The sequence below is a fragment of the Chryseobacterium antibioticum genome, assembly GCF_012927325.1.
Taxonomy (GTDB): domain Bacteria; phylum Bacteroidota; class Bacteroidia; order Flavobacteriales; family Weeksellaceae; genus Chryseobacterium; species Chryseobacterium antibioticum.
Genome location: NZ_JABBGI010000007.1, coordinates 167,563 through 189,584 on the forward strand (window position 1 = coordinate 167,563; position 22,022 = coordinate 189,584).

20 protein-coding genes are annotated in these 22,022 nt (G+C 38.8%); 7 read left to right on the forward strand and 13 right to left on the reverse strand.

The window, feature by feature from the left end; all coding sequences use genetic code 11:
* Positions 1-12: 12 nt before the first annotated feature.
* From HHL23_RS07375 to HHL23_RS07390, 4 genes are all read left to right on the forward strand, one after another.
* On the forward strand, positions 13-1,383 hold the full coding sequence (locus HHL23_RS07375; protein WP_169234165.1) for an exopolysaccharide biosynthesis polyprenyl glycosylphosphotransferase: 1,371 nt from the start codon (positions 13-15) through the stop codon (positions 1,381-1,383).
* A gap of 119 nt (positions 1,384-1,502) precedes the next feature.
* Positions 1,503-2,255 (forward strand): MlaE family ABC transporter permease, encoded by a 753-nt coding sequence (locus HHL23_RS07380; protein WP_169234166.1) that lies wholly within the window; start codon positions 1,503-1,505, stop codon positions 2,253-2,255.
* On the forward strand, positions 2,255-3,070 hold the full coding sequence (locus tag HHL23_RS07385; protein ID WP_169234167.1) for an ABC transporter ATP-binding protein: 816 nt from the start codon (positions 2,255-2,257) through the stop codon (positions 3,068-3,070). Before HHL23_RS07380 ends, HHL23_RS07385 begins: the two co-directional genes overlap by 1 nt.
* Positions 3,054-3,668 carry an outer membrane beta-barrel protein gene (locus HHL23_RS07390; protein ID WP_169234168.1) on the forward strand — a complete coding sequence of 205 codons (615 nt, stop codon included), beginning with the start codon at positions 3,054-3,056 and terminating at the stop codon, positions 3,666-3,668. Before HHL23_RS07385 ends, HHL23_RS07390 begins: the two co-directional genes overlap by 17 nt.
* Positions 3,669-3,703: 35 nt before the next feature.
* On the opposite strand, the gene HHL23_RS07395 is transcribed toward HHL23_RS07390, so the two are convergent.
* On the reverse strand, positions 3,704-4,015 hold the full coding sequence (locus tag HHL23_RS07395) for a hypothetical protein (RefSeq protein WP_169234169.1): 312 nt from the start codon (positions 4,013-4,015) through the stop codon (positions 3,704-3,706).
* An 88-nt stretch (positions 4,016-4,103) separates the two neighbouring features.
* Entirely contained in the window at positions 4,104-4,910 is an 807-nt protein-coding gene (locus HHL23_RS07400; RefSeq protein ID WP_169234170.1) for a M48 family metallopeptidase, read from the reverse strand.
* A gap of 106 nt (positions 4,911-5,016) precedes the next feature.
* On the opposite strand from HHL23_RS07400, the gene HHL23_RS07405 reads away from it, so the two are divergent.
* On the forward strand, positions 5,017-5,568 hold the full coding sequence (locus tag HHL23_RS07405) for a DUF4251 domain-containing protein (RefSeq protein ID WP_169234171.1): 552 nt from the start codon (positions 5,017-5,019) through the stop codon (positions 5,566-5,568).
* On the opposite strand, the gene meaB is transcribed toward HHL23_RS07405, so the two are convergent.
* Positions 5,565-6,548, reverse strand: coding sequence for a methylmalonyl Co-A mutase-associated GTPase MeaB (meaB, locus tag HHL23_RS07410; RefSeq protein ID WP_169234172.1), 984 nt, complete (start codon positions 6,546-6,548; stop codon positions 5,565-5,567). The two genes, HHL23_RS07405 and meaB, sit on opposite strands and share 4 nt — an antisense overlap.
* A 139-nt stretch (positions 6,549-6,687) precedes the next feature.
* On the opposite strand from meaB, the gene HHL23_RS07415 reads away from it, so the two are divergent.
* Both HHL23_RS07415 and HHL23_RS07420 read left to right on the forward strand, forming a co-directional pair.
* Positions 6,688-6,978: a c-type cytochrome gene (locus tag HHL23_RS07415; RefSeq protein WP_169234173.1), complete on the forward strand. Its 291-nt coding sequence runs from the start codon at positions 6,688-6,690 to the stop codon at positions 6,976-6,978.
* A 15-nt stretch (positions 6,979-6,993) separates the two neighbouring features.
* On the forward strand, positions 6,994-7,287 hold the full coding sequence (locus HHL23_RS07420) for a cytochrome C (protein WP_228464660.1): 294 nt from the start codon (positions 6,994-6,996) through the stop codon (positions 7,285-7,287).
* Between the two features lie 84 nt (positions 7,288-7,371).
* On the opposite strand, the gene HHL23_RS07425 is transcribed toward HHL23_RS07420, so the two are convergent.
* The 10 genes from HHL23_RS07425 to HHL23_RS07470 all read right to left on the reverse strand — a co-directional run bounded on the left by HHL23_RS07425 (position 7,372) and on the right by HHL23_RS07470 (position 21,636).
* Entirely contained in the window at positions 7,372-8,364 is a 993-nt protein-coding gene (locus HHL23_RS07425; RefSeq protein ID WP_169234174.1) for an enolase C-terminal domain-like protein, read from the reverse strand.
* 61 nt (positions 8,365-8,425) lie between these two features.
* Positions 8,426-11,038 carry a T9SS-dependent M36 family metallopeptidase gene (locus tag HHL23_RS07430; RefSeq protein WP_169234175.1) on the reverse strand — a complete coding sequence of 871 codons (2,613 nt, stop codon included), beginning with the start codon at positions 11,036-11,038 and terminating at the stop codon, positions 8,426-8,428.
* A gap of 81 nt (positions 11,039-11,119) precedes the next feature.
* Positions 11,120-11,620, reverse strand: coding sequence for a tetratricopeptide repeat protein (locus tag HHL23_RS07435; RefSeq protein WP_169234176.1), 501 nt, complete (start codon positions 11,618-11,620; stop codon positions 11,120-11,122).
* Entirely contained in the window at positions 11,607-12,305 is a 699-nt protein-coding gene (prfH, locus tag HHL23_RS07440) for a peptide chain release factor H (protein ID WP_169234177.1), read from the reverse strand. Before prfH ends, HHL23_RS07435 begins: the two co-directional genes overlap by 14 nt.
* Positions 12,284-12,646, reverse strand: coding sequence for a hypothetical protein (locus HHL23_RS07445; protein WP_169234178.1), 363 nt, complete (start codon positions 12,644-12,646; stop codon positions 12,284-12,286). Before HHL23_RS07445 ends, prfH begins: the two co-directional genes overlap by 22 nt.
* Before the next feature lie 155 nt (positions 12,647-12,801).
* Positions 12,802-14,193 (reverse strand): RtcB family protein, encoded by a 1,392-nt coding sequence (locus HHL23_RS07450; protein WP_169234179.1) that lies wholly within the window; start codon positions 14,191-14,193, stop codon positions 12,802-12,804.
* A gap of 26 nt (positions 14,194-14,219) precedes the next feature.
* A complete protein-coding gene (locus tag HHL23_RS07455; protein WP_169234180.1) occupies positions 14,220-14,954 on the reverse strand; it encodes a hypothetical protein in 735 nt (244 codons plus the stop codon).
* 405 nt (positions 14,955-15,359) lie between these two features.
* Complete coding sequence (locus HHL23_RS07460; protein WP_169234181.1) at positions 15,360-16,340, reverse strand: M28 family peptidase; 981 nt, start codon at positions 16,338-16,340, stop codon at positions 15,360-15,362.
* 76 nt (positions 16,341-16,416) lie between these two features.
* Positions 16,417-18,537 carry a methylmalonyl-CoA mutase gene (scpA, locus tag HHL23_RS07465; RefSeq protein WP_169234182.1) on the reverse strand — a complete coding sequence of 707 codons (2,121 nt, stop codon included), beginning with the start codon at positions 18,535-18,537 and terminating at the stop codon, positions 16,417-16,419.
* A 138-nt stretch (positions 18,538-18,675) separates the two neighbouring features.
* Positions 18,676-21,636, reverse strand: a complete 2,961-nt coding sequence (locus HHL23_RS07470; protein WP_169234183.1) for a reprolysin-like metallopeptidase — start codon at positions 21,634-21,636, stop codon at positions 18,676-18,678.
* Between the last annotated feature and the right edge of the window lie 386 nt (positions 21,637-22,022).

Here is a 22,022-nt window from a genome sequence, read left to right on the forward strand (position 1 = left end):
AAACACCGATAGATGCAGAGAATTCGATACTCTAGATACCTGAAATCGATCATTATTTTGCTTGACCTTATGGTTATTGCATTTATCTTCATTTTCTTTTTTGTAAGCAGAAACGAAAGCTTGCGGTATCACGAAGAAACCTGGTATCAGAATATTTTTTCCCTGATATTACTCTTTTTGTTCTGGATGCTGCTTAGCGGCAGGACAAAAATTTATAATATCCAGAGAAATCTTACCTATACATTGTTTTTGGAACGCCTTCTGATTCACTTCATATTTTTTATATTGGGAGTCATGCTTATTGGAAAGGTTAGTAAGAATGTATTTTTCAATTCGGATATTTACTGGCTTTCATTTTATCTTTTTTTCTTTATTTTCCTGGCAAAATCAGTTATTTATTTTACCATAAAATACTTCCGGTCGCTGGGGATTAATTATAGAAATGTCATGTTTCTGGGCGAGACCGGTTCTACTGAGATTTTAAAGAATATATTTAAAGACAGAAAAGATTACGGATATAAAATTTTTGATTACGAAAGCTCTGATATAAGTCCCAATGAGCTGGTTGCTTTTTGGAAAAAAAACGGAATTCACACCCTGTTTTTATCTACAGAAAATACATTCAGTGAAGGTATAGAAACAGAAATCTTCAAACTGGCGGAGGACAATAAGGTTCACGTCTCATTGATTCCCAGCATTACACAGAGTGATTTTTTCCTGTATGATCTTGGGTATATTCAGACACAGCCGATCCTAAGCCAGGCAAAATATCCTTTGGACTATTATTCCAATTTTCTGGTTAAAAGGATTTTTGACATCGCTTTTTCAGTTACGATTTTAGTTTTACTTTGCTCATGGCTCTTTCCGGTGATTGCGATTCTAATAAAAGCAACGTCCAAAGGCCCTGTTTTTTTTGTACAAAAGAGGTACGGCTTCCATGAAGAAGTATTTTCCTGCTTAAAATTCAGAACCATGGTCGTCAATGATGAATCTGCTACAAAAACTACGGAAGAGAATGATTCAAGGATCACAAAAATCGGGAAATTCCTTAGAAAAACAAGTCTTGATGAACTTCCTCAGTTTATCAATGTCCTGAAAGGAGAAATGTCTATCGTAGGTCCACGCCCACATATGCTGTCTGTGGACAATTACTATAAACCAAAGATCGGAAGATATAGCTTAAGAAGTATGGTATCCCCGGGTATCACTGGCCTTGCTCAGGTAAGTGGATTGCGTGGAGATTACGGAGATGTGGAAGTAGAGATGAAAAAAAGGATCCTTGCAGACACGTTCTATGTAAGAAACTGGAGTTTTGTTCTGGATCTGGTCATTATTTTAAAGACGGTCTTATTGGTGATCGGTGGCGATAAAAACGCAAAATAAATCAAACAAAAGGTTAAGATTAAGATTGAGGAATCATATTTGCTTCACAGGTTAAATAAACCTCAGGTATTGCCCTGAGCCTTAACTTTAATTAAATAAAAAAAGTCTAATTTAGCAGCATGTTAAAAAAGTTTTTCACAGCAGTAGGAGAATACATTGTCCTTCTAGGTAAATCCTTGCAGAAACCCCAGAAAATGAGGGTTTTTTGGAAGCTGTTCATGAGAGAAATTAATGATCTCGGTGTCAATTCTTTTGGACTTGTGATCTTCACTTCTATATTTGTGGGAGCGGTAGTCGCTATCCAGATGTTCAACAACTTTGCTTCTTCCTCTTTCCCAATCCCGCCTTCATTCGTGGGATATGCTACAAAGGCAGTTTTGGTTCTGGAGTTTTCTCCCACCATCATCAGCCTTATTCTGGCGGGTAAAGTAGGATCATATATTGCATCAAGTATAGGAACCATGAGGGTTTCTGAACAGATCGACGCATTGGACATTATGGGGGTCAATTCTCCCAATTTCCTGATTCTGCCTAAAATTTGTGCCTGTGTTATTTTCAATCCTATCCTTATCGCCATCAGTATCGTATTTGGTATTGGCGGTGGACATCTGGCAGGTATGCTGACCGGAAACTGGACTGAAAACGACTACATTACAGGTATTCAAATGTTTATGCCGAACTTATTCGTGTACTATGCATTTGTAAAAACTACTGTATTCGCTTTTATTATTGCCACAGTTCCTTCTTATTTCGGATATAATGTAAAAGGAGGATCGCTGGAAGTAGGTAGAGCCAGTACGCAGGCAGTAGTATGGACAATGGTATTTATTATCATTTCTGAATTAATTTTAACCCAATTAATATTAAGCTAATGATTGAGGTAAAAGATCTTAAGAAGAGTTTTGACAATGTTGAAGTGCTTAAGGGAATTTCGACTTCCTTTGACAAAGGAAAGGTGAATTTGATCATCGGGCAGAGTGGCTCGGGGAAAACAGTTTTCCTGAAAAGCCTGCTGAATGTTTACCAGCCTTCATCAGGAGAGATCCTTTTTGATGGCCGTGATGTCAATACGATGACAAGAGATCAAAAACAGCACCTTCGGTCGGAGATTGGAACGGTATTCCAGGGCAGTGCACTTTTTGATTCGCTTACCGTGGAAGAGAATATCATGTTTCCGCTGGATATGTTTACGAATCTTACTTTCAGAGAAAAAAAGAAAAGGGTCTTTGACGTAATAGGCAGGGTGCATCTTGATAAAGCGGGCAGAAAATTCCCATCCGAGATTTCCGGAGGAATGCAGAAGCGTGTCGCCATTGCAAGAGCCATTGTGAACAATCCGAAGTATCTGTTCTGTGATGAACCGAACTCCGGTCTTGATCCTTATACGTCGAATATCATTGATGATCTTCTTGTGGAGATTACCCAGGAATACAATACAACAACCATCATCAATACTCATGATATGAATTCTGTGATGACGATTGGGCAGAAAATTGTATACCTGAGATTAGGGATTAAAGAATGGGAAGGAACCAAAGACATTCTGATCACCGCAGGCAATAAAAATCTTATTGACTTCGTTTATTCTTCGGAACTGTTTAAAGAACTGAGAGAATATTTACTTGAAAATAATAAAACGATTGAAAATACAATCCATAAAATAGATGATAATGAAAAAGGTACTTAGTATAGCGTTAATCGGGTTTTCAATGTTCGCTTCTGCGCAGATCTCACTGGCAGGAAAAGCTAACTTAATCTTCCCTACAGGCTCTCCTTCATGGAAAAACATTAAAGGAACAGTGAATGAAGCCATTGAAGGAACAGGAAAAAACAATGCAGGCTTCAATGTTGGACTATCAGTAAAAGTGGCACTTCCGGGTTCATTCTATGTAATGCCGGAATTATATTATACACATTTCAAAAATGAATTCACTACAGAAAATACTACTTTTGATGTAAAAAGCAATCGTCTTGATATGCCTGTTCTTCTGGGACATAATGTTTTAGGAGATATGCTTGGGGTTTTTGTAGGACCAGTGGCCAGCTACAATTTGAGTAAGGACAATACCTACAACGATTTCAAGGAAAACGTTAAAAATAATTTCACGGTAGGGTATCAGTTCGGTGCACAGCTTGAAATTAAAAAACTGATCGTTAATGCCCGATATGAAGGTTCATTCAGTAAGGATGAAAGAAACTTCATCAATAAAGTTTCTGGTTCAGAGATCAGATACGACAACAGACCTAACCTGTTTTTAGTAGGTGTAGGCTACAGATTTAAATAATTTGAAAATAACAGCTATAAAGAAACCCTCAAATTTTAAATTTGAGGGTTTTGATTTTGTTGCTGAAGCTCTGCTTCACGTTTGGCAATTTCTACCGCCTGCTTTTCCAGTTCTTCTTTGTCTTTTTGCAGTTGTTTGAATTCTTTTCTTTTTTCTTCAGCCTTGAGGGCGCTTCCTTTGCTTACATATCCTACCATTCCGCCGATAATAAGGCCTATTCCTACTCCGGCCATCATTCCCATCATGTGTGAGATGGTAATTCCGCCTACCGTAAAATCAGTGGTCAGATAAAAAAGCAATGCTGAAACCGCAAGCAGTATAAGTCCGGTAATTGATAAACTTTTCATAAATATTGTGTTTAGTGGTTGATTAAAAAGCCTTACCCAATTTAATAAAATTCAATAAGGCTTTATACAAGATTAAAATGTTAAATCATTATATCTTCCCTCCGGCAGCTTTATAATATTCCAAAGCTTTTGGAAGGTTTTTATTAATGTCTGAAATTCTGGACTCAGGATTTGGGTGAGTAGACAGGAATTCCGGCTGTTTTGCTCCTGAAGAGGCACCTTCCATTCTATTCCAGAAAGGAATGGCTTCTCTCGGATCGTATCCTGCCATAGACATCAGGTACAGTCCCATCTGATCTGCCTCTGATTCCTGATTTCTTCCGTATTTCAATAAAGCTACCTGTGACCCGATAGGATACACTTTTTCAAAAATACCGGCCCATTGTGAATTGGAAATGGTTCCACCCAAAATAGAACCGCCGTACTGTGCTACCATTGCCTGAGAAATTCTTTCATTTCCATGCCCCGCCAAAGCATGTGAAACTTCGTGTCCCATAACTACAGCAAGACCATTATCATTTTTCGTGACAGGAAGAATTCCTGTGTATACTGCCACTTTCCCGCCAGGCATACACCACGCATTCAATTCATTGCTTTGCAGAAGATTAAACTCCCAGTTGTAATTGGCAAGATCTGCTGATCTTCCTATGCTCTGATAGTATCTTTCTGCCGCACTTTTTATTCTGCTCCCTACACTCGATACTCTTTTGGCATCTGCAGTTCCGGAGATAATCTTAGATTTAGACAATGTTGTTTTATATTCCTGAGAAGACATGGTCAGTATTTCCGAGTTATTGGCGATCTGTAATGAAGACCTGCCCGTAATCGGATTTGTAGTACAAGCTAGAGTTGACAACGCAACTGCTCCTATTCCTAATAGATGTGTAAATTTCATATTTCGAGTGTTAATAATTCAACATTTACAATTTTTGTTCCAAAATGGTTGAGAAGGGATATATTTGCATACATTTTGCTATTTAAATTTAACAATTATTACGGTTATGAAAAAGTATATCTCACTTATATTTATTTTTGGTTTTCTTTTTCTCTTTCAGAGCTGTTCTTCACAGGGCTCATTGGATTCCAAAACAGTAGACACACTGGTAGATTCTGAGGAATTTACTTTTTATGCCCAACGGGCCAATCCTATGAACTATGAGGTGATTAATGTGATGGGATCTATTCAAAATGCTCCTTCCACAAGAATGCTTCAGCTGGATGGACTAAGTTACACTATTGTACTTAAGAAAAATAATTTAGAAGTTACTCTCCCTTACTTTGGAAGATTATACAACGCTTCTTACAATACCGCAAATAACAGCTACCGTTTTACTTCGAAAGATTTCACAGTAAACAAATCTCAAAATAAAAAGGGAAACTGGACTTTAAAGATCAAACCTGTGGATGTAAGAAACGTTGACGAAATTACGATAGAAGTATTTAAAAATGGTAAAGCATTCGTTTCTATGAGAAGTAACGACAGACAGCCTATCACCTATGACGGTACTGTTTCAAAAAATGAAGAAACAGAGAAACCGAAGGAAAAACTTTAGTCTTTAGATAAAAAATTTTCAACAAATAATTTTGCTTCAGTGCTGGGATTAGAAACCATTGCTGAAGCATTTTTTTTGTGCTGTACATAGGCCTCTTCCACTGAACTGCTTCTTTTCATCATAGCCAGAATATATTCCTGAACCCAATATTCGAAGCGTTTTTCGGCCTGTTGGGTACGAACTTCTTTAAAGCGGTCGCTTTTCTTTTTCAGATCTATGAATTCGTCGATTTTTGTATAAACCTCATCCAGACCTTCATTATAAAGGGCAGAACCTAATAATACAGGAATTTTCCAGCCTTTTTCTTTGGGAGGAATAAAGTCCAGAGCGCGTTTCAATTCCTGTCTTGTATTTTTTGCCTTCTGAAGGTTATCCTTCTCTACTTTATTGATAAAAATAACATCCACCATCTCCATAATCCCCCGCTTGATGCCCTGCAGCTCGTCTCCTCCCCCAATGATCTTCAGGAATAAAAATACATCGGTAATATCTGCTACCAGGACTTCTGACTGGCCTACACCAACGGTTTCTATCAGAATATAATCATATCCTGCCGCCTCGCAGATCATCATGGTTTCAAAGGTGGTATTGGCTACCCCTCCAAGAAATCCGGAACTTGGGGAAGGGCGTATAAAAGCATTTTCTTCTTTGGCAAGCTCTTCCATTCTGGTTTTATCACCCAAAATACTTCCTTTGTTGATGGAGGAACTGGGGTCAATAGCCAGAACGGCTACTTTTTTTCCGTTAGCAATGACCAATCTTCCGAAATTTTCAATAAATGTAGATTTTCCGGCACCCGGTACTCCGGTAATTCCTACTCTGATGGAGTTTCCTGTAAAAGGCATAATTTCTTTCAGAAGTTCTTCAGCCTGGGCTCTGTGCTCGGCTTTTTTGCTTTCAACTAATGTAATAGCTTTTGCAGTCAGACGTTTATTTCCTGACCGTATTCCTTCGATGAGTTCTTCTGTAGAAAATTTCATTGATTCAAAAGTATAAAAATAACCTTCAAACTCCCATACAAACGGCCATTAATTTTATTTCTTCTAAATTAAAACTAGCGGTCGTTTCATCAACGGGAGAGGGAAATTCCTACATTTGTTAGGAATCAAATTGAGAAACATGAAAAAAATATCCGCTGCTGCACTATTTACCTGTATTTTACTGGCATCTTGTACACCAAAGGCCTCTACAGCTGCCCCTATGGGACCCGCTGTTTCTACTGCAGAACAAATAGCACAGGGAAAGACCATCTTTGAAAATGCCTGCGGAAGATGCCATAAACTACCGGATCCTACAGCACACACGTCTGTACAGTGGGTAGGAATCATGAATTCAATGGCTCCAAAAGCGAAATTGACAGACGAGCAGCATCAGTGGGTTTATGATTACATTGTTTCCGTGAAGAAATAATCACCAAATCAAAATATGGGTATAAAAAAAACAATCTTAGGTATGGGAGCATGTACTGTATTGATGGTATCGTGCGGCCCTAAAAGTACAGCTGTGACCGGACCGAAGTATACCGCGTCTGAACAGCTGGTTCAAGGGAAAACTATTTTTGAAAATTCATGTTCCCGATGCCATAAACTACCCGATCCTGCCAAGCATGATGATCAGGGATGGATAAAAACTTTAAGCAGAATGGCTCCAAAGGCTAAATTAAATGATGAACAGCACCAGATGGTTTATGATTATCTGATTTCTGTGAATAAGAAATAGTGTTTTAGAGTTGGAGTGAATGAGAGTTTGAGAGTATAGATGTACAAAACTTATAACTACTTATCATTCATAATTCCTTGTGGCTTATTTTAAAACTATTCCCAATCCTGGTTTTCCGGATAGGATTATTTTCCCTTTTTCCACGAAATTTCCGGAAGCCTGATCATTGGAGATCAGGTTGGCCCCATCCAGATCGGCGAAATCTGCCAGTCCTGCCAGTACACAGCCTGCAGAAATTCCAACGGTAGATTCTGTCATACAACCTATCATGACCTTATAGCCTAATTCTTTTGCTTTCCTGATCATTTCTAAAGCTGGAGTCAGTCCTCCGCATTTCATCAGTTTGATGTTGACACTTTTATAGTAAGGCAGCAGCTCTTCCAGAGAACTGAGATTTTGACAATCCTCATCTGCCATCCAGTTTGCAGAACTCGCTTTATTGAGTATGTTGTAATTCCCAACGGGTCTTGGCTGTTCCAGATAAGAAAACCGACTGATATATTTATTTTCCTGAAGCCAGAGACAGTCCTGATCTGTAAAGCTGGCATTGGAGTCTAAGGCAATAGTATGGTCTAACCTCAGCAGTTTTTTGATATGATCTTTATTCAGTCCTTTGCATTTTACTTTGAACCTGTTCCAGTTGCTGTTTTCTATTTTTCTGATCTGATCTTCAACGTCCGCCACCGAAATGGTAATAGAACTTTCTATTAAGTTCTCAGAAGGAATCATATTCAATTCTACAAAGCTTTTGTTTTCCAGTTTTCCGAACAAATCCCAATAGGCACAGTCTAAAGCAGACAATAAAAACGGATGCAGATCAAGCCCCGAAAGAAAACGGAAAAATCCCGTTGGATGAATGATACCCTGTTTTTCAAGTAACGGCTGAATTTCTTTTAACCTAATGATAAAATCCTTGAGATCGATCTGATAATAATCTATGGCAACACATTCGCCATACCCTTTACCATTGAGATAAGACAGTTCTACAAGCAGCGCTTCCCTTTTGTCATAATTTCCATAAGCGATCGAGAAAGTTTCTTTTAGCTGAAGTGTTTTAAGTTCAAAATACAGTTCCATATATTAAAGCTACAAAAAAAGAGCCTTTTCAGGCCCTTTTATATTGATTAAACGGTAGGATTTATCTTACAATCAGTTTTTCAATCTGAGCTTTTTCACCCTGTTTGATGTGTACCATATATACTCCTTTTTGAAGGCCTTTTGTAGAAATTCCTTTTTTGGATTGAGAATCTCTGGCATCTGAGTAGACTAATTTTCCAGACATATCAAACATTTTGATCTGAACATCTTTAGAGGATGACTCTAAATTACCTACAAAGAATTCATCATAAGTCGGATTAGGGAATATCACAAATTTATTCTCTGTTCCTTTTACATCCTGAGTCGCTAAAACAGTGTTACATTCCTGAGGAACTTCAAAATTTTCAACCTGATCATTAGCCGTGGCTCTAACTCCGGCAGAAGCATTAATACCTAACCCTCTCTTGGCAAAAGCTTTCCAGATCATGCATTTATCAAGTCCTGCATTTCCTACAGCATCTGCCTGAAGGATGGCATCTCTCCCATCGATAAATGTAGGGCTGCATACCTGTAGTTTAAGCCCATTGACAACAAGCTGTAAAACTTTTGCGTTTCCAGACGTGGCACTTGCCAGCACATCACTGTTGTATCCATATTTTTCTATGTATTTCCATGTCAGATCCCAAAGCATGGTTGCCCATATAAATCCTATGGCATGGGAACCGGAAACGGTATTTGTATTTCCGTAGGTATAACTGTTTACACCAAAATCCGGAGAGTATTTGGCAGGTCTTATTCCTGCTCCTGTTGTCGGCTGATCTGCTGAATAGGTTGACATCCCTCTGGCTAATGCTGAAGTGTCTCCCGGTCTTGTTGTAAGCATTAATGCAAAGAAATCAGACCATCCTTCTCCCATCTGTTCTGCACTATTGGCTGCAGAAAGACAGCTGTATCCCTGACCTGTTAATCTGTTTGAAATACCATGCCCGTATTCATGGGCAATGATCCCGTTATCCAAACTTGAATGTTTAAAGCCATTAAAATCATTTCCTAATGTAGCATTGATCATATTTCCATTCCCCACTTCTGTTACCATATATAGCCCTTCCGTTTTTCCTATATTGATAGAAGGAATGGTAACCTGGCTGGCGGGAGTACCTGCCCCCATATTTGCACCCATATTGGTCGGAGTATCAGTAGACGGTCTGTAGACAATAACTCCTACAGCTCCTGCTTTCTGTGCATTCAAAACTTTCAGGCTATATTCACAGGTTGTACTTGTTACTACTGCTATTTTACCGGTAAGACTTCCCAACGCTGGTTGTGTACAGGCATCTGCCGGTACTGAAACAGCAAGATCCCCGGTCACTGTCTGTCCATCAAATAAAAGAGGACCAAAGGTCGCGCTGCCCGTCATTACTTTAGGTCTGCTTACAGCGGTTGCTGGAGAATTATACTGGTATCTGGAAATAGGATCTGCTGCGGTCTGTGTTCTATCCCAAAGATACATCTGCATTCTTGGAGCCTGGAGATAAGTTATTCCCGAAATTACAGTTTCATATCCTGAACTAAAATTCGCATTATTCAGACCACTTCCATCAAATGCTTCAGCATTTACGGCATCATTTCCCATTCCTCCATTCGCGAAGTTATTGGTCTGATAGTTTCTTGCAGATTCTGTAAATCCGAACTTGTAGAAAACGTCATGCATTTTATTATTCATATAGAATAAATTGGTGATGGCCGCATCTCTGTGGGTTAAAGGGTTTATAAACCTTCCTTCTGCAAACGGAAAATCAAAGTTTAACGAAGCTCCACCGCTTGGTGAGTAACCGGGAGTATTGGCATTGGTCTGATCAGAATAAGCATACACATTATTCCCTCTGGTATTGGTGTAGGTATTCGTTCCGTCAGAATGCCATCCTTCCGGAGAAACTGTTATATCCCACGGATTACTGACAATTGAGCGGGATCCGAATGTGGGCGCTTCTACAGGAAGTGCGAAAACATTGTAAGAAGCATTCGACGGAGCAAGCAAGTTGCTGCTGATTGGTTTATTCAACGCTCCAACCCCAACTTCAGCCTTTGCTTCAGATCCTAAATGCTGCTCTGCATGAGATTGTGATTCATTATCAAAGTGATTGTCATGGGTAAAATTACAATCTACCGTTAAATTATCTTTTGCAAGAACGTCACCTGTAGAGGCATCAGCAATGATATGCCATACACCGGAAGAATTTTTATCGGTAACAAACAGTTCTTTTGCCAAAACATAGACACCATTCTTTTCAAAATATACATTGGGAAGGTAATCCACTTTGGAAATTTCATCAAGATTCAGTTTTTGTTTCAGAAGATCTTCTGAAAATCTGTCTTTAGACTTTCCCGGATTGGCAACAGAAACATTTCTTTTAAAATCATTTTTTTCAGAGATGATTTTATCTTCTTTGATCATTACTTTACCCAAAGCATTATAGATCCTAAGTCCGTTAATCGTCTGCTGAACATTCACAATATTCACACCCAGGCTTTTGGAAGGATCTTCATTCAAAATAATAACGCCAGTGTTATCAGTGGTCCCGTTTTTTTGTGCTAACTGTCCACTTTTCTGGTAGTAATTCTGAATAAGCTCATTTGAATTCTGTGCATTCATTTTGCCGAAAGCAAAGAATACAGCCACCGATACCGGCCACAAAAATAATTTTCTATCCATAAGGTTGTTTTTTTCGCAATAAAGTTATGATTTTTTAACAAAAAAAAGATATTTAATCTAATATTATCAACCAAATAAGATTTATTTCTTATTTTTCTTTGGTTTTATTATTTTATTTTTAACAAATTTGATTCTAGCCTTTAAAAAATCAACCATATTTTGGTTATAGCTGTATTTTTTCGCTTCATCCAAGGGTTCCAAAGCTTTTTTATATTCACATCTGATCTCCAACAACAGCGATTTTTGGATCAATATTCTTGCTTTGTCTATTCCTTTGATTTTTAAAGCATAGGTAATGAGCTTTTCTGCTTCCTCCAAATCTTCATTATCCAAAAGACATTTGATATAGTGTAAAGGTGTGTTGAGATTAGCGACATCACACTGCATCGCTTCTTCAAAATAGATTTTCGCTTTTTCATAATCCGTCAGCATTTCGCTGTATATTCTTCCCATCAGGCAAAGGCTGTCCGCATCTTCAGGGTCATAGGACAAGGCATAATTCAGGGCTTCCAGGCAGTCCGGAAGGCTGTATGGATAATTGTCCAGTGCTTCAAAATAATATTTACTTTTAGTTAAGGTCATTTTTCTCGTCTTTTAATTCTTTTTTCAGGTCATTCCTTTGTTTTTTGAATGATTTATCCTGATGATTCTTTTTAAAATCTGTTCCGGAAAATATACGGACCGGATTTCCTCTCTGTACCTGCAAATGATTGTTCCAGGTGTCCTGCATCCTTTTTTCAAGCTGCCTGATATAAATTCCGGCCACTTTTTCTTTCAGCCTCATGATGGCGAGCTTTTTATTCTCCAACTGAGACCGGGAATCCTGTGCAAAAACACTTTCTCCCGTTGGTCCGTGAACGGCACGAACAGCGGTATTGACTTTGTTTACATTCTGTCCGCCGCTTCCCTGACTTCTTGTAGTCTGGAACTGAATATCTTTTTCACTGAAATTGATTTTCTCCAATCCTTCCAGTTCGAAGACACCGATAAACCAGTTGCTTCTTTTATGAAGTTTCCTGAATGTACTTTTTCCGGTCCAGCATATGCTTCCTAACCATGTTTTTAGGAATGTATTCAGTTCTTTTGCTTTTAAAAGCAGGGTTACGGATTTAAGGGTCAGGTTTTCATCACCATTTTCACGGTGGATGATTTCGTATTCTATTTTATTATTCTTGATTTCCTCAAGAAGGACCTTCAATACTTTAGCGGTAACCCACTGGCATTCTAAAGGTCCTCTTCCGGAGGTTATTTGTATGAGTTTTTCCATTTTTGTAAAATTTTTAAGACTGCTTCTCTATTTTTTGCTTCTTTGATAAAGGCTGGCAGTCTTTCTACCATACGCATTCTGTACGGCAGTGTTCTTAATTCTGATGAAACATAAGCCTCCATTTCTAAAAGGTGCTCTCTGTTTTTAGCCCAAAATAAATTTCCTTTGCAGTCATCCTGAAAATAAAGGGGGCAGCCAAAAACTTCATCCTGCTTCAGCCCCTGTGTTTTCTGAGAATAATTGCTGAAATACTTTTCACAGTCGGGGCAAACAACCAGACAATCAGTATAGTAAGAAGAATATTGTTGTTTGTATCTTTTTATGTTATGAGGTGCTCCCATTTTTTTATTTTTTTGTTGATCATACTGATAACGGCATGTATCAACATGATTATTTATAAAACCTTATAGGTTTTTGAAACCTATAAGGTTAAAACTGTAGGTTTGTAATTGAAAGCAAATTGCCGCCAACTGATAACCAAACCTGCATCTAAAATTTACTTGTCCATTCTTACAATTCTAGGCTGAAATGTTCCAAGGATGTCCACCAATTCGCTTTGTGCATTCATTACTTCGTGAATATCTTTATAAGCCATTGGTGCTTCTTCCGTATTCCCGCCCATCAAAGTGACTTTCTTCAGCTTCAGCTCTTTTTTGATATCATTCTGAGTAAAAAGACTTCTGCATTCTCCTCTTGAATGCGCTCTTCCGGCTCCATGCGACGCTGAATTCAGAGCATCGGGATTTCCTTTTCCACGAACGATAAAGCCTTTTGCCGTCATAGATCCTGGAATCATACCCAATTCATTTACGTTGGCAGGAGTTGCACCTTTCCTGTGGACGAGCACTTCTTTTCCGTTATGCACTTCTTTCCACGCGAAATTGTGATGGTTTTCAATTCTTGCTTTTACTCTTCCACCCACCGCTTTTACAATCCTTCTATGGATATCATCATGACAGGCGGAAGCATAATCTCCGGCAAGATTCATCGCAGTCCAGTATTCCAGGCCGAGGTGGGTATTCAGATCCAGCCAGGCAAACTGCTGAGCCTCTTTTGGCAGCGGGCACTGATCTGCTGCTACTCTTGAGTAGTATTGTGCAATCTCAGCACCTAAACCTCTCGATCCGCTGTGTGACAGTATTCCCAGGTATTTTCCTTTCGGTAGCCCAATCTGATCCTCTTCTTCTATAATCTCTACCTCTCCGAATTCCACGAAGTGATTTCCTCCTCCGGATGACCCCATTTGTTTAATGGCTTTTCCCTTTAATCTTCTTAAAATCGGGATCATATCGAAGGTATCTCTTTCAAAGATCTCGTGATCGATATGAGATTTATGGGTTTCGTACATCCCGAATTTGGTATGTTCGGCAAGAGCTTTTTCATACTTATCTCTTGCGCCGTCAAGATATGAAACCGGTATATCCAAAATACTGAGGCTCATTCTACAGCCGATATCCATTCCTACCCCGTAGGGGATTACTGCATTTTCCACAGCCAGAACGCCACCAATTGGCAGTCCGTAACCGCTGTGTGCATCGGGCATTAAAGCGCCCTGTGTTGAGATTGGCAGTTTTAAAGCAGTATACAGCTGGTTTTTTGCTTCTTCAGAGATATTGTTTCCAAAGATCTGGAAGGAAGCGCGCTGATTATTGAGCATCCTTTTTTCCGTTTTTCTGGATGAAAGCAGTGATTCTGCGATCTGACCGAAAGTGAGGTCTTTTTCAAAGTTCTCCGGATTGAGGAGGATGTCTTTTAAAATAGATTTTACATGATGAATATTCTTTGTTGCAAAATTTCTTTTCATGACCTCTAAAGCCACATTGACGCTTTGATTATTTGGATAGCCGAGTTTTAATATATCTTTTCCTTTTAATTTTAAATTTCCCATTGTTTTTGTTTTAAATCATTTTGGACCTATAAGTCCTCAAAATAGTCCGCAATCTCTGTTGCAGACATGATGCAGGCAGCATATTTTCTGCTTTTGATAAGTTCAGTTTCATATTCCTTTTTCCATGGATTTGATTTACCATAGATTTTCTTTTGGATGATTCCCTTAATTTTATGCTGTCCCAGATATGATTCAAGCTGAGCATATTCTTTTTCAAGCTCTGCATCTACAGGTTTATAGTGTGTAATCATATTGGGCTTTATCCGTAAGGTGAATCTCCAGGGTTCAATGAATTCGTAGTAGATTTCATTCCTTTTTGTGAATGGATTGTATTCTTCTTTTCTAAGAAAATACTGCCTTTCTCTTGGGGTAAGCCCAAATTTGGGGTCTGTCCATACATAGAAGGAGATGCAGTTGAGCTTCTGCTCTTTTTCCACATAAATTCTTCGTCCGAACTTTTTTCTCTTTTTGAGAAACAATCGGCTTTCGGAATACATATAGGTGTTGATCTTCTTCAGAATTCCTTCAAAGAAATCTGCGTCTTTGGATCTTTTCACTTCATCATTCAGTACGAAGAATCTTACAAATCCTCTCTGATAGGGGTTTTCCAGCGGAATCCAAGGAATATTTCTTCTGATATCCCACAGCTTTTCACTACGATTATACTTTTTTCTTATCTGTTTTTCTACATCTTTTATACCTGTTCTTTTTCTGCTTCTAGCGCTTCTAAGGCGGTGAAACAGAAGGTTATTATTTTCCATAAAAGAGAATTTAGAAGTGAGATATTAGAAGTTAGATTCTGACAAATCACAACAATTCCGTATTCAACTAAAATTTCAGTTGATTGATTTTACGATAATGAACAGTATGAAGTGGGATCGTAAAAGATCTTTTCATTTGTTCTTAATGACACTAAAAAATTTCGGGGAAACTGGAGTTTATATTGCGCAATAAAAAACCCGAAATCTTTACGACTTCGGGTTTTGATATTTCGTTGTACTATTATTCTAAGAGTATACCAAACCACGAAGCCTTACCACCATAAGGGGTACTCCAGCTGAAGAATTTTGATTCGTTTTGAACATTGCTTCGTTGTTTTTTAATGGGTTAAACTTGATTTTCAGTTGCAAATATAATATTTTTTCTGAATATCAAAATATTTTTTTTTATTTCATGTAGATCAGGCTCAGAAAGATACCATCTATCACTTTAGTCATTCTTGTAAGATCAAGTGTTTCTAAAGTGTCTGTGGTTTGGTGGTAATTTTCATTCCTGAAAAATGATGTATCTGTGATCATCAGGGCGGAGTAGCCGAATTTCCAATAATTAAGGTGGTCTGAAAAATCGGTTCCTTTTATAAATGTCGGGGTGGTAAAGGTTTCTGTTTTTATCTGATTGGCTTCTTTAAATTGAGTGTTGAAATTATTTACAAAATTTCCGGCTCCGAACTTTTTAACAAGGGTTATGAAGTCTCCTTTGTTGCCATAAACCCAAGATAAAATCCCTAATGGATAGCTTTGTGAATCTTTTTCATCCTTGAAATATCCTATCATTTCTACACTGGCCATCCCATATACATCGATGTTGTGATCTTTTAAATATTGAGCATGAATGTGGCTTCCCATATTTTCGGTCCTGAAATAGGGAGGTTCTTCCAGGGTGTAGGCCACAAGATCGATCCGGTAGTTAAGCTTTTGATCTTTGAGCATTCTGGCCAGTTCCAGAAGGGCTGTCACTCCGGTAGCATTGTCGTCTGCTCCCTGCTGGTCTCCGCAAACGTCATAATGAGCACCAATAATGATCCTTTTTTGGTTTTCTGTACCGAAAGAAGTGATTACATTTTTATAGGTTTTACCTTCAATATTATATTCCTGAAAGGTTGTACTGTCTCCATATTTACTGAAGTTCTGCTTAATGTAGTCTGCTACACCATTTAGTTGGTCAATATTTTTATGATTTCTGAATTCAGGGATTTGGGTAAGGGCTGTAAGGTGATTTTTAACCAGATTGATATCTGCAGGGACTGCAGATTTCTGAACGGGCTTGTTTTTAGAATCTGCCGCAAAACAAAACACAGCGATAAAAATTAAGCCTGCGACAATAATGATCTTACTGGCTGCAGGCTTTGTTATATTTTTAAAATTCATCTCACGGTATGGTTTATGGTTGGAATACTGAAATTAGTACTTTTCCATCAATCCGCACAGTGAGTGAGGTTTTATTTTAATTTTCTAAGAATTTCTGTAAGATTTCCACGGCACATTTCGGAAGGTTCGTTCCCGGACCGAAAATAAAGTCTGCTCCGTTAGCATACAGGAATTCATAATCCTGCTGTGGAATAACGCCTCCTACCACGATCGTTACATCATCAGCTCCCAATTTCTTCAGCTCTTCCACAACCTGTGGAACCAGGGTCTTATGGCCAGCGGCAAGAGAAGATACTCCAAGGATGTGGATATCGTTTTCTACGGCCTGTTTAGCCACTTCTTCCGGAGTCTGGAACAATGGTGCCACATCGACATCGAATCCCATATCTGCAAATGCGGTGGCTACTACTTTAGCACCTCTGTCGTGCCCGTCCTGACCCATTTTGGCGACCATAATTCTTGGGCGACGGCCTTCTACCTCTTCAAATTTTTGAGTGAGATGAAGGGCTTTTTCAAAATATTCGTTTTTCCCGGCGTTCATAGCATATACTCCAGAGATTGTTCTAATATTGGCTTTATATCTACCGAAAGTTTCTTCCATGGCATCGCTCATTTCACCAAGCGTCACTCTTCTTTTTGCCGCTTCTATACAAAGAGCCAGAAGGTTTCCTTTTCCTGTCTTTGCACTTTCACGGATTTCGTCCAGAATCTGGGTAACCGCTTCAGGATTTCTTTCTGCTTTTATTCTTTCAAGTCTTTCAATCTGCTTTCTGCGGACTTCTGTGTTATCGATATCCAGGATTTCTATTCCGTCCTGTTTTAAGGCTGTTCTGAATGAGTTCACTCCAATGATGAATTCTTCACCACTATCAATTTTAGCCTGTTTTTTAGCGGCTGCTTCTTCAATCCTCATTTTTGGAATTCCGGCTTCAATAGCTTTTGTCATTCCTCCTTCCTGCTCTACCTCATCGATATATTTCATCGCTTCCTCAATCATCTGCTGGGTAAGGCTTTCTACAAGATTGCTTCCACCCATAGGGTCTACAACGTCGCAGATTCCACTTTCCTGCTGAAGGATAATCTGGGTATTTCTTGCAATTTTCGCTGAATAATCTGTTGGAAGGGCAATCGCTTCATCCAAGGCATTGGTGTGCAAAGACTGAGTTCCGCCTAAAGCTGAGGAAAGGGCTTCAATAGCTGTTCTTGTAATATTATTAAACGGTTCCTGCTCTGTAAGGGACCATCCTGAGGTTTGAGAGTGGGTTCTTAATGCAAGAGATTTTGGATTCTGTGGACTGAACTGCTTTAAAAGAGTGGCCCAGATGTATCTTGCGGCACGCATTTTTGCAATTTCCATAAAGTGATTCATCCCAATCGCCCAGAAAAATGAAAGTCTCGGAGCAAAATCATCTACATTCATTCCTGCTTTGATCCCTGTTCTAACATATTCAAGACCATCTGCAAGGGTGTAAGCCATTTCAAGCACCGGAGTGGCGCCTGCTTCCTGCATATGGTATCCTGAGATAGAAATAGAGTTGAATTTTGGAATATTTTGAGCAGTGTATTCAAAAATATCTGCAATAATTTTCATGGAAGGCGCCGGCGGATAAATATAGGTGTTCCTTACCATAAATTCTTTCAGAATATCATTCTGAATAGTTCCTGAAAGGAGTTCCTGACTTACGCCTTGCTCTTCGGCAGCCACAATATAGAAAGACAAAATTGGAAGTACAGCACCGTTCATGGTCATAGACACTGAGATCTCGTCTAATGGAATCTCATTGAAGAGGATTTTCATGTCTTCAACAGAGTCGATGGCTACGCCGGCTTTACCTACGTCACCTACCACTCTTGAGTGATCAGAATCATATCCTCTGTGTGTGGCCAGGTCAAAAGCAACGGATAATCCTTTTTGTCCTGCGGCAAGGTTTCTTCTGTAAAAGGCATTGGATTCTTCTGCTGTAGAGAAGCCTGCGTATTGTCTTACAGTCCACGGCTTTTGTACGTACATGGTGGAATACGGGCCTCTGAGATAGGGAGCAATTCCTGGAGAAGTCTGTGTTAAAGATTCATTTTTAACATCTTTTTGGGTATAAGATGATTTTAATTCTAATCCGTCTTTTTCAAAATTATAGATCTCTCTTTCCTGAGGCTCTACACTGAAATCGGGATTTTTCACAGAAATTGTCTTTCGCATTCCAATAATTTTTGTCTGCGTAAAGTTAATTTTTTTGAACGAAACATGAAACTTATGTTAACATCCTGTTTTTCTCAATTTTAATGCATAAAAAAGACCGGACAAATGCCCGGTCTCAGTTATTGATATCCTTACTTATTATTTTTTGATAAGTTTAGTATTGTATGTGTTTTTGTCATCTTTAAGAGTGATCACATACATTCCTTTGATCAGTGATGCAACATTAATTCTGTTGTTGCCATCTGTCTGACCTTGCTGAACTAATCTTCCGTCTGCACTGAAAATGCTGTAATCAGCTTTTCCTTTGAGGTTTTTAACTTCCACGAAAGTATCTGCCGGGTTTGGATAGATAGAAATTTCAGATGTTTTTGTCCCATTTACATCATTTACGGCTAATCCGCTTGTGATTTTCACTGAAAGATCCATCACGCTTCCTGCCTGGTTAGTATTTCCACAAGCACTGTTCAATGCTAAATTGAAGTTTCCAGCCACTCTCATTCTTAGCAATTTATCTCCGCTGTAAGCTGTTGCAGGAACAGTGAACGTCGCAGTTTCTGTTCTTGTTCCAGCTGCAGAAGCAGAAGTCATTACTTTTTCAGATGCTTCAAAAACACCGTTTCTGTTATAATCGATCCATGCATTAACAGTAAATGGATTCTGAGCATAATTGGAAGAGCTTCCTGCAAGTACAGAAACTGTATATTGAACTCCTTTTGTCAGGTTGATGACCTGTGCTGCATTTTCACTTACATCTTTGTAAGATCTGAAAGTTCCGTCTAAATAGTTAATATTAGAAAGTTGCACACGTGCAATAGTTCCTAACTGATTGATTCCCGTATTCAGTAAACAGTAATCTATTCCTGTTTTTAATCCTTTTGTTTTAAAAGTATAATTTGAAGAAAAAGCTCCCGGTACGCTGTTTACTACAGCTGCTACCTGCACTTCAAAGTTTGATTCGTCTTCTAAACCTGTAAGAACTACAGAATTTACTGTGCTTGTTGTATTAGACCAGTTGGTAGTTCCTGCTTTTCTATAATTTACAGAATAAGTCGCAGCTCCCGGTACGCTGTTCCAAGATACTCTTGCTGTTGTTTTGAACACTTCAGCATCTACTGTAGAAACTCCTGTTGGCGCTGCTGCAGTAGAGGTAGGTGCTGTCCCTACAGTAACAGCAGGAGATACAGCATAGAATACATTTCCAATTGCTGAAATTCTTAATTTAACAGCTCCCGTTAAGCTGGCTGGCATTTGACCTGTATAGCTTCCTGTATTTGGTACAGAAGCCGCTAAATCTGTCCAAGTAGCTCCGTTATCGGTAGTATAATCTATTTTCACATTGGCCACGTTATAAGGCGCACCCGTAGTATTAGCGACCTCCCATTGTATTGTGTTCGATGCGTTATTATATAGAACTGAAGCAGCCGTAAGACCATTAAATTTAAAAGGTCCGTCGTTTCCTACTGTTACTGTTGTTTCAGCCGAAGAAACCATAGGTCTTGTCACATTGCCATCTCTTAGTGTAACAGCATACTTTAAAGTTCTAGGAACATAAGTTACTGTTTCCCAATTGGTTTTATCCGTAAGTTTTCCCTCCATTACTGCGGCAAAGCTCGGGAAATATCTTCTTCCTCCTACTGTTCCGAAATATGATCTTGCTATACTTCCTTCGCTATTGTAGCCCCAACCGCTATCTCCTGAAATAGTAGCATTAGCCCCAACACTGTCGTATTGTTCCCATGTGTAGGTAAAAGGATCTCCTTGTGCATCAGTTGCAGAGGCATCCAGGTAGTATGCTGTTCCTTTTGGAATATTTCTTGCGGTAAGCGGTGAAATTGCAGGTGCCGTATTGGTCGTGATATTCTCAGATGTTCCACAGGTTGTTTTAGCATCAAGACTGATTAATATCTGATTGATGGAAGAGTAATGGAAATAGGCATCAGAATTCATCTGTACATTATCTCCTGTAATCCCGGCATATGCCATGATGGTAGTTCCTCCACCCGGTTCAATATTTACTCCTGAATTTTCTGTTGAGTGAGAGAATGTGTGGTTTCCACCAAGCTGGTGCCCCATCTCGTGTGCTACGTAATCAATATCAAACAGGTCACCCGTTGGGTTTGTATTTTGGGTAAATGCAGATCCTTTTGCCAAGTTGGTAGAACTTGTAGGGTCTTTACACGTAGATCCGATGGAGCCGGCATTCCCGTTTCCACCTGCCGCATTAAATACGTGTCCCATATCATAATTCGCATTGCCGACCACGGAGGTCAGAGTCTGCTGCAGATTCAGATTCAGGTTTCCAGTATAAGGATCTGAAGTAGGATCTGTGTATATGATTGCCGGGATATCCTGAATAATTGCTTTGATTCCAAATTCTTTTTCGAAAACTCCATTCACACGTGTCATGGTAGCATTCATCTGAATTACCGTATTCACAATTCCTCCTGCCGGGTCAAATTTCTTGGTATATTCTCCCGTAGTGGAAAGTGCCAATCTATATGTTCTGTATTTTGTAATAGAAGGTCTGTTGGTAATTCCTACGTTAGAAAGGTTATTCTTTCCATGTATTTCCAATGATTTGATGTCTTTCGTATTTTTCTCTTCTGTAGTACATTCAAATCCGTTATCGCTTGCGGTTCTTTTCGTTTTATAGAATACTCCGTAAGTCTGTTTGTCTGTAGTAATAGGCTCTATGAACTGGAATACTCCGTTTTTGATAATCATAGATTGTATTTCAGTTGGAGCCGTACTGAATCTCAAGTATTTGGAAGGGTCATCAACTCCCACTCCTACATATGAACCCAACTGGTATCTGTCTGCCATAGATTTTTCTACAACAGGGTTGCTGAACACTGCAAATTTTTCAATTTTCCCTTCTGCTGTTGGAAGAGAGATAATGACAGGTTTTGCATCTTTACCTGTTTCTACAGCATCTTTTAAAAGATTTCTAAGTGATGCCAGATCCACTCTGTAAGAGTATTGAACTTCAACTTCTTTCCTGATTTGAGAAGTTTTCTGGGATGCAGGCTCCCACCTTTGTGCATTCGCAGAAACCAAACCGGCAGCAAGCGCACAAACTAGTAAAATTTTTCTTTTCATAATTTACACTGATTATTAAAAAACATTAAGCATTTTTACAAAAATAAAAATTTAAATTAAATATCACACATATAAAACGCTTATTTACAATAAAATATCTAAAACATACACAGCCATATATAAGTATTTCCGTAAATCATTTTCAAAGGATTGAAAAAACTGGGTAACGGACAAAAAAAAGACCGGACATATGCCTAGTCATGGTCGGAAGAAATTCCGGTCATTTTTTTTTGCATTCTTATGTTTTGAAAACCTTTCCTGGATCCCCTCCCGCAAATACGATTAAAATTGCAGTAATCATATCCCGAAGTTCCATTTTGATGCGTCTTTTAGCGGTTTTGTAGCCCAAATCATTTGCTTTTTTATAGATCAGGAGCAGCATAGAA

Excerpts from the sequence above, each read along its gene's own strand:
- HHL23_RS07375 (WP_169234165.1), top strand. The coding sequence starts at position 13 with ATGCAGAGAATTCGATACTCTAGATACCTGAAATCGATCATTATTTTG.
- HHL23_RS07380 (WP_169234166.1), top strand. The coding sequence starts at position 1,503 with ATGTTAAAAAAGTTTTTCACAGCAGTAGGAGAATACATTGTCCTTCTA.
- HHL23_RS07385 (WP_169234167.1), top strand. The coding sequence starts at position 2,255 with ATGATTGAGGTAAAAGATCTTAAGAAGAGTTTTGACAATGTTGAAGTG.
- HHL23_RS07390 (WP_169234168.1), top strand. The coding sequence starts at position 3,054 with ATGAAAAAGGTACTTAGTATAGCGTTAATCGGGTTTTCAATGTTCGCT.
- HHL23_RS07395 (WP_169234169.1), bottom strand. The coding sequence starts at position 4,015 with ATGAAAAGTTTATCAATTACCGGACTTATACTGCTTGCGGTTTCAGCA.
- HHL23_RS07400 (WP_169234170.1), bottom strand. The coding sequence starts at position 4,910 with ATGAAATTTACACATCTATTAGGAATAGGAGCAGTTGCGTTGTCAACT.
- HHL23_RS07405 (WP_169234171.1), top strand. The coding sequence starts at position 5,017 with ATGAAAAAGTATATCTCACTTATATTTATTTTTGGTTTTCTTTTTCTC.
- meaB (WP_169234172.1), bottom strand. The coding sequence starts at position 6,548 with ATGAAATTTTCTACAGAAGAACTCATCGAAGGAATACGGTCAGGAAAT.
- HHL23_RS07415 (WP_169234173.1), top strand. The coding sequence starts at position 6,688 with ATGAAAAAAATATCCGCTGCTGCACTATTTACCTGTATTTTACTGGCA.
- HHL23_RS07420 (WP_228464660.1), top strand. The coding sequence starts at position 6,994 with ATGGGTATAAAAAAAACAATCTTAGGTATGGGAGCATGTACTGTATTG.
- HHL23_RS07425 (WP_169234174.1), bottom strand. The coding sequence starts at position 8,364 with ATGGAACTGTATTTTGAACTTAAAACACTTCAGCTAAAAGAAACTTTC.
- HHL23_RS07430 (WP_169234175.1), bottom strand. The coding sequence starts at position 11,038 with ATGGATAGAAAATTATTTTTGTGGCCGGTATCGGTGGCTGTATTCTTT.
- HHL23_RS07435 (WP_169234176.1), bottom strand. The coding sequence starts at position 11,620 with ATGACCTTAACTAAAAGTAAATATTATTTTGAAGCACTGGACAATTAT.
- prfH (WP_169234177.1), bottom strand. The coding sequence starts at position 12,305 with ATGGAAAAACTCATACAAATAACCTCCGGAAGAGGACCTTTAGAATGC.
- HHL23_RS07445 (WP_169234178.1), bottom strand. The coding sequence starts at position 12,646 with ATGGGAGCACCTCATAACATAAAAAGATACAAACAACAATATTCTTCT.
- HHL23_RS07450 (WP_169234179.1), bottom strand. The coding sequence starts at position 14,193 with ATGGGAAATTTAAAATTAAAAGGAAAAGATATATTAAAACTCGGCTAT.
- HHL23_RS07455 (WP_169234180.1), bottom strand. The coding sequence starts at position 14,954 with ATGGAAAATAATAACCTTCTGTTTCACCGCCTTAGAAGCGCTAGAAGC.
- HHL23_RS07460 (WP_169234181.1), bottom strand. The coding sequence starts at position 16,340 with ATGAATTTTAAAAATATAACAAAGCCTGCAGCCAGTAAGATCATTATT.
- scpA (WP_169234182.1), bottom strand. The coding sequence starts at position 18,537 with ATGCGAAAGACAATTTCTGTGAAAAATCCCGATTTCAGTGTAGAGCCT.
- HHL23_RS07470 (WP_169234183.1), bottom strand. The coding sequence starts at position 21,636 with ATGAAAAGAAAAATTTTACTAGTTTGTGCGCTTGCTGCCGGTTTGGTT.